General features: G+C 72.1%; 12 protein-coding genes. 10 read left to right on the top strand and 2 right to left on the bottom strand.

The features are described from left to right. The first annotated feature begins 11 nt into the window (after nucleotides 1-11). Genes GXW74_RS04295 through GXW74_RS04285 form a run of 3 tightly spaced genes read left to right on the top strand, consistent with a single transcriptional unit; the run spans nucleotide 12 to nucleotide 3,097 of the window. Complete coding sequence (locus GXW74_RS04295; protein ID WP_211845051.1) at nucleotides 12-1,316, top strand: UDP-glucose dehydrogenase family protein; 1,305 nt, start codon at nucleotides 12-14, stop codon at nucleotides 1,314-1,316. Between the two features lie 10 nt (nucleotides 1,317-1,326). Further along, a complete protein-coding gene (gene pgmG, locus GXW74_RS04290) occupies nucleotides 1,327-2,739 on the top strand; it encodes a phosphoglucomutase/phosphomannomutase PgmG (RefSeq protein ID WP_211845050.1) in 1,413 nt (470 codons plus the stop codon). A gap of 16 nt (nucleotides 2,740-2,755) precedes the next feature. Next, nucleotides 2,756-3,097, top strand: a complete 342-nt coding sequence (locus GXW74_RS04285) for a gamma-glutamylcyclotransferase family protein (RefSeq protein WP_211845049.1) — start codon at nucleotides 2,756-2,758, stop codon at nucleotides 3,095-3,097. Here the strand turns inward: GXW74_RS04285 and GXW74_RS04280 are convergent, their stop codons facing one another. Further along, entirely contained in the window at nucleotides 3,098-4,387 is a 1,290-nt protein-coding gene (locus GXW74_RS04280) for a flavin monoamine oxidase family protein (protein WP_211845048.1), read from the bottom strand. Between GXW74_RS04280 and GXW74_RS04275 the strand changes: the two genes are divergently transcribed. Then, the gene (locus GXW74_RS04275; protein WP_211845047.1) at nucleotides 4,386-5,492 is read left to right on the top strand and encodes a DSD1 family PLP-dependent enzyme; all 1,107 of its coding nucleotides are present in this window, start codon (nucleotides 4,386-4,388) and stop codon (nucleotides 5,490-5,492) included. The two genes, GXW74_RS04280 and GXW74_RS04275, sit on opposite strands and share 2 nt — an antisense overlap. Nucleotides 5,493-5,649: 157 nt before the next feature. Here the strand turns inward: GXW74_RS04275 and GXW74_RS04270 are convergent, their stop codons facing one another. Then, nucleotides 5,650-6,300 (bottom strand): S24 family peptidase, encoded by a 651-nt coding sequence (locus GXW74_RS04270; RefSeq protein WP_211845046.1) that lies wholly within the window; start codon nucleotides 6,298-6,300, stop codon nucleotides 5,650-5,652. Between the two features lie 184 nt (nucleotides 6,301-6,484). Here GXW74_RS04270 and GXW74_RS04265 point away from each other — a divergent pair, with 184 nt between their 5' ends. From GXW74_RS04265 to GXW74_RS04240, 6 genes are all read left to right on the top strand, one after another. After that, the gene (locus tag GXW74_RS04265) at nucleotides 6,485-6,859 is read left to right on the top strand and encodes a hypothetical protein (protein ID WP_211845045.1); all 375 of its coding nucleotides are present in this window, start codon (nucleotides 6,485-6,487) and stop codon (nucleotides 6,857-6,859) included. After that, entirely contained in the window at nucleotides 6,826-7,353 is a 528-nt protein-coding gene (locus GXW74_RS04260; RefSeq protein WP_246522873.1) for a hypothetical protein, read from the top strand. The genes GXW74_RS04265 and GXW74_RS04260 overlap by 34 nt, the downstream gene beginning before the upstream one ends. 167 nt (nucleotides 7,354-7,520) lie before the next feature. After that, nucleotides 7,521-7,754 carry a hypothetical protein gene (locus GXW74_RS04255; RefSeq protein ID WP_211845044.1) on the top strand — a complete coding sequence of 78 codons (234 nt, stop codon included), beginning with the start codon at nucleotides 7,521-7,523 and terminating at the stop codon, nucleotides 7,752-7,754. 4 nt (nucleotides 7,755-7,758) lie between these two features. Continuing rightward, the gene (locus GXW74_RS04250; RefSeq protein WP_211845043.1) at nucleotides 7,759-9,171 is read left to right on the top strand and encodes a portal protein; all 1,413 of its coding nucleotides are present in this window, start codon (nucleotides 7,759-7,761) and stop codon (nucleotides 9,169-9,171) included. A gap of 7 nt (nucleotides 9,172-9,178) precedes the next feature. Then, complete coding sequence (locus tag GXW74_RS04245) at nucleotides 9,179-9,922, top strand: capsid assembly protein (RefSeq protein ID WP_211845042.1); 744 nt, start codon at nucleotides 9,179-9,181, stop codon at nucleotides 9,920-9,922. Nucleotides 9,923-10,170: 248 nt separating this feature from the next. Beyond that, nucleotides 10,171-11,004: a phage capsid protein gene (locus tag GXW74_RS04240; protein ID WP_211845041.1), complete on the top strand. Its 834-nt coding sequence runs from the start codon at nucleotides 10,171-10,173 to the stop codon at nucleotides 11,002-11,004. Nucleotides 11,005-11,197 lie beyond the last annotated feature (193 nt).

Below are 11,197 nucleotides of genomic sequence, written 5' to 3'. Positions count from 1 at the left end.
GAGGGACCCCCATGCGCATCGCCATGATCGGCGCCGGCTATGTCGGCCTCGTCTCCGGCGCGTGCTTCGCCGAGTTCGGTGTCGACGTGACGGTGATGGACGTCGATCCTGACAGGATCGAAGGGCTGCGCGCGGGCCGCATGCCGATCTACGAGCCCGGCCTCGACAAGCTGGTGGAGGAGAACGCGCGCGACGGGCGGCTGAACTTCACCACCGACCTCGCGGAGGCGGTGCGCGGCGCCGATGCCGTCTTCCTCGCCGTCGGCACGCCGACGCGCCGCGGCGACGGCCATGCCGATCTCACCTATGTCTACGCCGCCGCCGAGCAGGTGGCGCGCGCCGCCCAGGGGCCTCTGGTGCTGGTGACGAAGTCCACCGTGCCGGTCGGCACCGGGCGGGAAGTGCAGGCGATCGTGCGCCGCGTGCGGCCGGACCTGCCGATCAGCGTCGCCTCCAACCCGGAATTCCTGCGCGAGGGCAGCGCCATCGGCGACTTCATGCGGCCGGACCGCGTGGTGATCGGCGTCGACGACGAGCGGGCGCTGACGGCGCTGAAGCGGCTCTACCGCCCGCTCTACCTGATCGAGACGCCGGTGCTGGCGGTCAGCCTCGAGAGCGCGGAACTGATCAAGTACGCGGCCAACGCCTTCCTCGCCACCAAGATCACCTTCATCAACGAGATCGCCGATCTCTGCGAGAAGGTCGGCGCCGACGTCCACGACGTCGCGCGCGGCATGGGGCTCGATGGCCGCATCGGGCGCAAGTTCCTCCATCCCGGCCCGGGTTATGGCGGGTCCTGCTTTCCGAAGGACACGCTGGCGCTGGCCCGCACCGCCCAGGATGCCGGCAGCCCGGTGCGCCTGGTCGAGACCACCATCGCGGTGAACGAGGCGCGCAAGGCGCAGATGGCGGAGCGCATCCTGGCGGCGCTCGGCCCGAACCCGGCCGGCCGGCGCGTCGGCGTGCTCGGCGTCACCTTCAAGCCCGAGACGGACGACATGCGCGATGCGCCGTCGCTCGTGATCCTGCCGAAGCTGGTGGCGGCCGGGGTGGAGGTGCGCGCCTTCGACCCGCAGCCCGCCCATGCGCGCCAGGCGCTGCCGGCGGCGGTGTCCTTCGCCGAGAGCGCGCTCGGCGCGGCCGAAGGTGCCGATGCCGTGGTCGTGCTGACCGAGTGGAACGAGTTCCGCGCGCTGGCGCCGGATCGCCTCAAGGCCGCCATGAAGGGCGGCATTGTTCTGGATCTCCGCAATGTGTGGGACCCGGCGGCGATGCGCGCGGCCGGGTTCACCTATTCCTCCATCGGCCGCCCGTAACGGAGTGGACATGACCGCCTTCCGCCATCGCTTCGACTCCACGGTCCTGCGCGAATACGACATCCGCGGCATCGTCGGGAAAACGCTGAAGCCCGAGGACGCCTTCGCGATCGGCCGCTGCTTCGGTTCGGTCGTGGTGCGCGGGGGCGGCAGGCGCGTGGCCGTCGGCTATGACGGGCGCCTGCATTCGCCGGAGCTCGAGGCGCAGCTCGTCGCCGGCCTGCGTGCCTGCGGGCTGGAGGTGGTGCGCATCGGCCTCTGCGCGACGCCGATGCTGTATTTCGCCGCCTACGACCAGCAGGCCGACGGCGCGGCGATGGTGACGGGCAGCCACAACCCGCCCGACTACAACGGCTTCAAGATGATGATCGGCAAGAAGCCGTTCTTCGGCGCGGCGATCCAGGAGATCGGCCGCATGGCCGCGGAGGGCGACGTGGTGCCGGAGCGCGCCGGCAGCGATCGCCAGGTGGACATCGCCGGCCGCTACGCCGACCGCGTGCTGCAGGATTGGGACGGCGGCGACCGCAAGCTCAAGGTCGTCTGGGACCCCGGCAACGGTTCCGCAGGGCCGATCGTGAAGGCGCTCGCCGCCCGCCTGCCGGGGACGCATTTCGTCATCAACGGCGACGTGGACGGCACCTTCCCCAACCACCATCCCGACCCGACGGTGGCGAAGAACCTCGAGCAGATCATCGCCGAAGTGGCCCGCGAGAAGGCCGATCTCGGCATCGCCTTCGACGGCGACGGCGACCGCATCGGCGTGGTGGACAATGAGGGCCACGTCCTGTTCGGCGACCAGCTTCTGATCGTGCTGGCGCGGGACGTCCTGAAGGCCAAGCCGGGCGGCACCATCATCGCCGACGTGAAGGCATCCCAGGTGCTGTTCGACGAGGTGGCGAAGGCCGGCGGCAATCCGCTGATGTGGAAGACCGGCCATTCGCTGATCAAGGCGAAGATGGCCGAGACCGGCAGCCCGCTCGCCGGCGAGATGTCCGGCCACATCTTCTTCGCCGACAAATGGTACGGCTTCGACGATGCGCCCTATTCCGCGGTGCGGCTGCTCGGCATCGTCGCGCGCATGAACGGCTCGCTGTCCGAGGTGCGCGCCGCGCTGCCGCAGGTGATCAACACCCCGGAGCTCCGCTTCAACTGCGAGGAAGCCCGCAAGTTCGCGGTGGTGCAGGAGGTCAAGGACCGCCTCGCCGCCGATGGCGCCCGCGTGCAGGACGTGGATGGCGTGCGCGTGCTGACCGAGGATGGCTGGTGGCTGCTGCGCGCGTCCAACACCCAGGCGGTGCTGGTGGCGCGCTGCGAGGCGACCTCCGAGGCCGGGCTCGATCGGCTGAAGGCGCAGCTCGTGAAGCAGCTCGTGGCCAGCGGGCTGGAGGCGCCGGACTTCTCGGGCGAGAACGCCGGGCATTGAGGCGCGCCGCGCCCCGGTGATCCTCTTTTTCTACGGCACGCTTCTCGAGCCGGCGGTGCTCGCGCGCATTTCGGGCGAGCCTTCCCTGCCGCGGCGGCTTCGCCCGGCGCGACTGGACGGCTGGCGGCGTGTATTCCTCCGGGGCACGCCCTATCCGACCCTCGTCGAGGACGCGGCATCCGTGGTGGAGGGGGCGGTTCTGCGCGCCGGGCCGGCGGCGCTGGCGCGGCTCGCCGCCTATGAGGGCAGCGCCTATGCCCTCGCGCCCCTGACGGTCACGACGGCGCGCGGAACGTTGCGTGCGCGGGCCTGGATCGCGCCGGCCTGGCGGGCGGATGCGGCGCGGCCCTGGCCCTGATCAGGCCACGGCACGGGCGGCGGCGATGCCGCTCTCCCAGGCGCCGGCGACGGTCGCGGCGAAGCGCGGATGACAGGCCTCGCCGGCGAAGCACAGGCGACCTTCGGCGAGGGGCGTCGCGAGCACGCGGCGCGCATCCATCCGCCCCGGGACGGCGTGGCTGTAGGCACCGCGGAAGAGCGGATCCTCGCCCCAGCGCGTGACCGTGGCCGGGCCCAGCGCAACGGCGGCCCGGGCGCCGAAGATCGCGGCGACCTCGGCGCGCGCTTCGGCTTCCGCGCGTGCCGTGTCGCCGCACATTTCCCAGGCCCGCGCGCCGCCGCAGAAGGCGACCAGGTAGGGATGCGCATAGGGGCGGGAGAGCAGGGCCATCGGGCGGTCGCCCTCGTGCTCCACCGCGCGGCGCAGGACGGCGAAGGGGGGCAGGTCCGGTGCGTCCGGATGGTCGGCGCGGAAGGCTATCTTGGTGAGCAGGCCGAGCGGGAGGGCGTGGATCGCGGCCTGCGTCTGCGCCGGCAGCGGCGGGTCGAAGGCGATGGCGCCTGCTGCCAGCACGCCGGTCGAGGCGGTGACGATCGCCGCACGCGCCGTCACGGCGCCGAAGCCGCCTTCCGCCGCCACGCCGCCGGCGCCCCAGCGCAGCCTTTCCACGCACGCCTGGAGCCGCACCGGCAGGCCCTCGGCCAGCCGCGCGACAAGCGCGCCGACGCCGTTCCGCAGCACCATGTTGGGGCCGTCCAGGGCGGTCGCGGCGAAATCGTGCAGGCTCATGCGGGAGAGTTCGGCGGCGCAGATCTGCGCCCCTTCCCAATGCGCCACGGTCGCATCCCAGCGGCCGCCGTGCGGGGCGGCTTCGGCGGCGGGGCGGTCAGGTCCGCCGTCGCGCGCCGCCGCCTCGATCGCCTGCCAGAAGGCGTCCTCGGCGGCGGCGAAGGCTGCACGTTCCTCGCGAGTCGCGAAACGGCCATCAGCGAAGAGGCGACGGTCGCGCAGCGTGTCGTGGTCGAGCATCTCGCAGCCCAGGGCGCGGGCGAGGGGCGTCAGGGCATTCTGGTCGGCCTGGTGCAGCCAGGAGGCGCCGTGGTCGAAGGGGGCGCCGAGGCTCGCGCTCTCCGTGTATGCCCGCCCGCCGACGCGGGTGCCACCCTCCAGCACGATGCAGGACCGGCCGCGCGCGATGAGTTCGCGGGCGGCAGCAATGCCGGCGCAGCCGGCGCCGATGACGAGCACGTCTGGATCGGAGGGGAACATCGCCGCATCATGCCGCGCCAACGCGAAGGGATGAACCATGCTGCAGCCGCCGCCCGCCGAACCCGGCATGCGTGAGGACGAGGTCGATACGCCGGCGCTGCTGATCGACCTCGATGCCTTCGAGCACAATCTCGACACCATGGCGGCGCTGCTGGCGCCGACCGGGGCGAAGCTGCGGGCGCATGCCAAGACGCACAAGTCGCCGGTGGTGGCGAAGCTGCAGATGGCGCGCGGCGCCGTCGGACAATGCGTGCAGAAGGTGGCGGAAGCCGAGGCACTGGCCTGGGGCGGCATTCCCGACGTGCTGGTGACGAACCAGGTGGTCTCGCCGAAGAAGCTGGCGCGGCTCGCCGCGCTGGCGCGCATCTGCAAGGTCGGCTTGTGCGTGGATGATGCGGCGCAGATCGCGCTCGCCGAGCAGGCCGCCGAGGCCGCCGGCATCCGCCTGCCGGTGCTGGTCGAGATCGATGTCGGCATGGGCCGCGCCGGGGTGGAGCATGGCCCGCCCGCCGTCGCGCTGGCGGAGCGCATCGCGGCCAGCAGGCACCTGATCTTCGGCGGGCTGCAGGCCTACCATGGCAGCGCGCAGCACATGCGCACGCCGGAGCAGCGCGCCGCGGCGATCGGCGAGGCCGCGGCGCGATCCCGCCGCACGGTGGAGCAACTGGCGCAGCGCGGGCTCGACTGTCCGATCGTCGGCGGCGCCGGCACGGGGACCTTCCGGCACGAGGCGGCGAGCGGCGTCTATACCGAGATCCAGGCCGGGTCCTACGCCTTCATGGACGTGGACTACGCGAAGAACGAGGAGGCGCCGCCGTTCCGGCATGCGCTGTTCGTGCTGAGCACGGTGATGAGCCGCGCGACGCCGGGCGTCGCGGTGGTGGATTGCGGCCACAAGGGCGTGGCGGTGGATTCCGGCATGCCAGGGGTGTGGGAGCGGCCGGGGCTGCGCTACGCGGGGGCCTCCGACGAACACGGCAAGATCCTGATCGAGGATGGCGCCGCGCCGGTGCTGGGGGAGAAGCTGCGCCTGGTGCCGGGGCACTGCGACCCGACGGTGGATCGCTACGACTGGTATGTCGGCGTCAGGAAGGGCCGTGTGGAGTGCCTCTGGCCGATCGCGGCCCGCGGCGGCATGGCCTGACGCATCCAGCGGATGGGCAACCTGCGGACCGTGCATCTGCGCGGTTCGGGGGCGCACGGCGCGACCGCGCCCAGACGGACAGCGACGCCCCGCGTTCCGGCGCACGGCGTGCAAGCCAGGCGGCCGGATGGCCGCACCGGCGCTTGAGGCGAAAGAACTACTGGCTCGCCCAGACGATCCTGTGCATCCAGGCGATCTCCGGCAGTTCGAAGCTGTAGTTCGGATGCGCCGGGTTGAGGCTGGCGAGCTCGATGCGCTTGGCGGATTGGCGGCGCAGTTCCTTCGCCATCACCTCGCCCTTCTGGGTGCGCACCACCACGCGGTCGCCGCGCCGCACCGGCGCGGCGGGGGAGACGATGACCACATCGCCGTCGCGGAAGACCGGCTCCATGGACTCGCCGGAAATCTCGAGCGCATAGGCGTTGGGGTCACCGATGTCGGGGAGGGAGATCTCGTCCCACGACCCCCCGACCGGGTAGCCGCCATCGTCGAAATATCCCTCGCCGCCGGCCTGGGCGAGGCCGATCAGCGGGATGCGCCGGCCCGAGCCGCCGCGCCCGCCGCCGCGTGGCAGGGCCGGCATGCCGGAGACCAGGGAGGCGAAATCCTCCATGCCGCGGCCGGTGGCCGCCAGCACCTTGGCGATGCTCTCGGTGGAGGGCCAGCGCGCGCGGCCATCGGCGCCGATGCGCTTGGAAGGGTTGAAGGCGGTGGGGTCGAGCCCCGCCTTGCGCGCCAGGCCCGAGGCGGAGAGGCCGTGCTCCGCCGCCAGGGCATCGAGGGCGCGCCAGATGTCGTCGTGGCGCATGGGGTGTGTCGGTTCCGTCGCGTCGATCCCAGGACGCGAATCCAGATGCGGTGGGCGCCCTTGGGGAACCTATCCTAGGTTTGGTGTCGTAACGCAATAGGTCAATCTTCCTTTTTCTGGCTTGTCGCGCACAACTCTGGCGGTTAATGTTCTCGTATTGTTCCCTCCACAGGCGAGACCCCCCATGCGCCCTGCCCCCCGTGCCGCCCATGCGCCCCGCTATGCCAGCCTCCTTGCCGCCGAGCCGTTCCGCTCGGCCGAGGAGGCCTGGTTCTGGACCATGGCGGCGCTGATCGCCCGCCGCGACGGCGCCCGCATTTCCGCCGGCAAGGGCGAGAAGCTGCGTCCCTGCGAGCCGGACGATGTGATCAAGTGCCTCGACCGGCTGTATCGGCAGCGGCGCATCGACCTGATCCATGCGCGCATCCTGCGCATCTGGGGCGAGCGCGGTGCGGCGCCGGATCCGCGCTACCCGGCCGAGCGCGCCGATGCCGCGCAGTGGCGGGAAGCGATGAACCGCCTGGAATGGCCGCTGCGGGTGAAGGGGATCGTGGCGTGATCGCGCATGACGATCGGAGCGCCGAAGGGCCCGTAGATCTGAATCGGGCGCGGCAGGCGCCGCGCCTCCGTGCCGCGCGTGATGCCCAGCAGCAGGTCTGGATCGCCTTCGGCGGAGAGGCCGACCAGCTCTGGCTGCGTCCGCTCCGCCGCGGCTTTCGCCATTGCTTCGCCGCGCTGCGCGACGAAGCCGGCTGGACGGTGGTGGAACCGCTGACAGGCCGGCTGCTCGTCGCGCGCCTGGCGGTGCCGATGGAATTCGACCTGCCTGGCTTCTATGCGCGCGCGGGGCTCGCGGTGCTCGGGCCCTTCGCCCCGGGGCCGGTGCGCGCGCGCACCCTGCCCACGCTGCTGCCCTTCACCTGCGTCGGCCTCTGCCGCGCGGTGCTTGGCGCCGGCGCGCCCTTCGCGCTGACGCCGTGGGGGCTGTTCCGTCGGCTGGTGAAGATCCTGAAGAATGATAGGAAAAATGTCTTGACGACGGGGTCTGCCTAGGATATCAACCTCCTCGCCAAGGGGCGAAGTGCGTCCTTCGGCTTCCTCCCGTTCCCCCCGAGATCCTGACGCGGGCCCGCCCTTCCTCACCGAGGGGCGGGCCCGCGGCGTTTCGGGGTGCGCGCGGGAGGCCCGATCCCCCACTGACCGAGAGGAGCCGCGCGCGCATGGGTGGCCTGTTCCGCGCCCCGAAGCCTGTCGTCATCGCGCCCGCCGAGGCACCGGCCGAGACGGCCCCCGCCACGGCCCAGGCCGCCGAGGAGACCGCCGCCGCCGCCCGTGCCGAGGCGCGCGAGCGGACCCGCCGCGGCCTCGCCGGCACCATCGCGACCTCCGCCCGCGGCGTGCTCGGCGCCCGCGCCGACTTCGCCGCGACGCGCAAGTCGTTGCTCGGGGAGTGAGGCGATGACCCCCGAGGAGATCCTGGCGCGGCACGCCCGTGCCCTCGACCGCCGCCGCGCCCATGAGGCGCTGTGGCAGGATTGCTACGACCACGTGTTGCCGCCGGTCGCCGGCGGGCGCGTGGCGATCTACGACGCGACCGCGGCGGATGCGGCGGAACAGCTCGCCGCCTCGCTGCTGGCGGAGCTCACGCCGCCCTGGTCGCGCTGGTTCGGCCTGGCGCCGGCCCGCCCGGTGGAAGGCGACGGCCAGGCCGCCGCGGCGTTGGAGGACGCGGCGGAGACGCTGCAGGGGCATCTCGACCGCTCGAACTTCGCCCTCGAGATGCACCAGGCCTTTCTCGACCTCGTCGTCGCCGGCACCGGCCTGCTGCTGGTGGAGGAGGCCCAGCTCGGCGAGGCCTCGGCGCTGCGCTTCACCGCCGTGCCGCTGCGCGAGGCGGTGCTGGAGGAAGGCCCGTCCGGACGCCTCGACACCGTCTTCCGCGCGGCGCGGCTGAGCGAAGCGGCGCTGCGTGCACGTTTTCCTGTGGCGCAGCTTCCGCCGGTCGCGGGCGAGGAGGATGCGGAGGCGCCGCGCCATCGCGTGGTCGAAGCGGTCTGGCCCGCTCGCAGCGGCCATCGCTTCCTCGCCATTCTCGTCACCGATTCGGGGCCGGTCGTGCTCGCCGAGGGCCGCTTCGCCGAGAGCCCCTTCATCGCCTTCCGCTGGCTGAAGGCACCAGGTGAAGTCTATGGCCGCGGCCCGGTCGCCAAGGCGCTGCCGGACATCCGCACCGCCAACAAGGTGGTGGAGCTCGTTCTCAAGAACGCCTCCATCGCCGCCACCGGCATCTGGCAGGCCGATGACGACGGCGTGCTGAACCCGGCGACGGTGCGGCTCGAACCCGGTGCGATCATCCCGAAGGCACCGGGTTCCTCCGGCCTGACGCCACTCAAGGCGCCGGGGAATTTCGACGTCTCGCAGCTCGTGCTGACCGATCTCAGGGCGCGCATCCGCGGCGCTCTGCTCGCCGACCGGCTCGGGCCGCAGCGCGACGATCGCATGACGGCGACCGAGGTGCTCGAGCGCGCGGCGCAGACGGCGCGGCTGCTCGGCGCCACCTACGGCCGCCTGCAGGCGGAGCTGCTGACGCCGTTGATCGCGCGCTGCATGGCCATCCTGCGACGGCGCGGGGAGATCCCGCCGCTGGTGCTCGACGGGCGGGAGGCGGTGCTGCGCTACCGCAGCCCGCTCGCGCAGGTGCAGGGCCGCGCCGATGCGGCGAACACGCTGCTCTTCCTGCAGGCGGTGCGCGCCATGGGGCCGGAGGCCCAGGCGCAGATCGACCTGCCCGCTGCCGCACGCTGGCTCGGCCGGACGCTCTCCGCGCCCGCCGAAGTGCTGCTTCCCCCCGCGCAAACCGACAAGGAGTGAGCGCCTGATGCCCGAGGATCTGCTGGAGACCGCCCTCGCCGAGGCGGGCGCGCCGAAGAAGGGCGCGCGTCCGGAGGACGTGCCGGAGAAGTTCTGGGACGAGGAGGCCGGCACGCTGCGCGTCGAGGCGCTGCTGAAATCCTATCGCGAACTGGAGAAGCGCCTGTCGCAGCGCGTTGCGCCGCCGGCCGAGGACGCGCCGGAGGAGGAGCGCATCCGCTTCCGCCGCGCCATCGGCGTGCCCGACGGTCCCGAGGGCTACGAGATCACGCCGAAGCACGAGCTCTGCTGCGCGGATGACGACATCAACCGCCGCCTGCACGAGGCCGGCTTCACCACGGCGCAGGCGCAGCTCGTCTACGACCTGGCGGCCGAGCGCCTGCTGCCGCTGATCGCCGAGGCCGCCGGCCAGTTCGAGGCCGAACGCCAGATCGAGCGGCTGCGCGAGCATTTCGGCGGTGAGGAACGCTTCCGCCGCATTGCCGGGCAGATCGCCGCCTGGGCCCGGTCCAACCTGCCGGCGCCGGTGATGGAGGCACTCTCCACCACGGCGGAGGGCGTCATCGCCCTGCACCGCATGATGGAGGGCAACGAGCCGGGCCTGGCACGGCGCGGCGAGGCGCCGGGCCCGGCCGACGAGACGGAGCTCCGCTCCATGATGCGCGACCCCCGCTACTGGCGCACGCGGGAGCCGGAATTCGTTCGCCGCGTGACGGATGGCTTCCGCCGCCTGGTGAACGGCGCCGGCTGAGGCCCCGCATTCCGTCGGGGCTCGAGCGGCCCCCTCCCTCCGCTCGCCCCGTCGGCGGCCCCGCGCGATGCCGCGCGGTGGCCCGGGGGCGGGCGGCGCGCCGATGCCTGGCCGCGCCACCCGCCCCGTCCGCTTCTGCCCGCGCACAACCCCGAACGGGGCGCGCGGGCCGCGCCACCGCCCGGCCCCACGTGGCCAACCGGGCGAGCGGCGCATTTCCCTCCATCCGGACATGAAAGGGATCCCGCATGTCGGGCACCATCGAACAGGCCTTCGTGAAGCAGTTCGAGGCCGAGGTCGCCGAGGCCTATCAGCGCCAGGGCAGCAAGCTGCGCCCCACGGTGCGCAGTAAGACGGGCGTGAAGGGCGCGAGCACGATCTTCCCGCGCGTCGGCAAGGGCACGGCGGCGGCCAAGGCGCGCAACGGCGTCGTGCCGGTGATGAACCTCGAATACTCCAACGCCGAGTGCTTCCTGCAGGACTACTACGCCGGCGAGTGGATCGACCGGCTCGACGAGATCAAGACCAACATCGACGAGCGCACCGTCATCGCCAATGCCGGCGCCTATGCGCTGGGGCGCAAGACGGATGAGCTGATCGTCGCCGCCCTCGACACCGCGACCTCCGAGGCGACCGGCACCGGCACCGGCCTGACCGACACCGATGGCCTGACCAAGCAGAAGGTGCTGATGGCCTTCGAGATGCTGGGCGCGGCCGACGTGCCGGATGACGGCAACCGCTTCGCCGTCGTCGGTTGGAAGCAGTGGAGCGATCTGCTGCAGATCGAGGAGTTCGCGAAGTCCGACTATGTCGGCGACGACGCGCTGCCGTGGAAGGGCACGCAGGCGAAGCGCTGGCTCGGCGCGCTGTGGATGCCGCATTCCGGCCTGACCAAGGCCGGCACGCTGCGCTACTGCTACTTCTTCCACAAGACCGCGGTCGGCCACGCGGTGGCGAGCGAGGTGGTGACCGACATCACCTGGCACGGCGATCGCGCCGCGCATTTCGTGAACAACATGATGTCCCAGGGGGCGGTGATGATCGACCCGACGGGCGTCGTGCGGATGCGCGCCAAGGAATAGGTGCGGATGCGCGCCAAGGAATGATGTGAGACGCCGGGGGAGGGGAACCTCCCCCGGCACCCCCTCCCTTCTTTGTCCCTTGGGACCTGACCTCGAAGGTCAGGTCCCGGGTGACAAAGAAGGTTGAGGGGGGGCCGGGGGGAGAAGTTCCCTTCTCCCCCCGCCCTTTCTTCCGCGACAACCAGGAGTCCCC

This window comes from Neoroseomonas eburnea (assembly GCF_018129005.1).
Classification (GTDB): Bacteria; Pseudomonadota; Alphaproteobacteria; order Acetobacterales; family Acetobacteraceae; genus Neoroseomonas; species Neoroseomonas eburnea.
Note: the sequence above shows the minus strand (reverse complement) of the source record. Positions and strands in the feature narration are given on the sequence as shown.

Bases quoted from the DNA above. Each gene is read 5' to 3' on its own strand.
- GXW74_RS04295 (WP_211845051.1), top strand. From the start codon at position 12: ATGCGCATCGCCATGATCGGCGCCGGCTATGTCGGCCTCGTCTCCGGC.
- pgmG (WP_211845050.1), top strand. From the start codon at position 1,327: ATGACCGCCTTCCGCCATCGCTTCGACTCCACGGTCCTGCGCGAATAC.
- GXW74_RS04275 (WP_211845047.1), top strand. From the start codon at position 4,386: ATGCTGCAGCCGCCGCCCGCCGAACCCGGCATGCGTGAGGACGAGGTC.
- GXW74_RS04280 (WP_211845048.1), bottom strand. From the start codon at position 4,387: ATGGTTCATCCCTTCGCGTTGGCGCGGCATGATGCGGCGATGTTCCCC.
- GXW74_RS04270 (WP_211845046.1), bottom strand. From the start codon at position 6,300: ATGCGCCACGACGACATCTGGCGCGCCCTCGATGCCCTGGCGGCGGAG.
- GXW74_RS04265 (WP_211845045.1), top strand. From the start codon at position 6,485: ATGCGCCCTGCCCCCCGTGCCGCCCATGCGCCCCGCTATGCCAGCCTC.
- GXW74_RS04260 (WP_246522873.1), top strand. From the start codon at position 6,826: ATGGCCGCTGCGGGTGAAGGGGATCGTGGCGTGATCGCGCATGACGAT.
- GXW74_RS04255 (WP_211845044.1), top strand. From the start codon at position 7,521: ATGGGTGGCCTGTTCCGCGCCCCGAAGCCTGTCGTCATCGCGCCCGCC.
- GXW74_RS04250 (WP_211845043.1), top strand. From the start codon at position 7,759: ATGACCCCCGAGGAGATCCTGGCGCGGCACGCCCGTGCCCTCGACCGC.
- GXW74_RS04245 (WP_211845042.1), top strand. From the start codon at position 9,179: ATGCCCGAGGATCTGCTGGAGACCGCCCTCGCCGAGGCGGGCGCGCCG.
- GXW74_RS04240 (WP_211845041.1), top strand. From the start codon at position 10,171: ATGTCGGGCACCATCGAACAGGCCTTCGTGAAGCAGTTCGAGGCCGAG.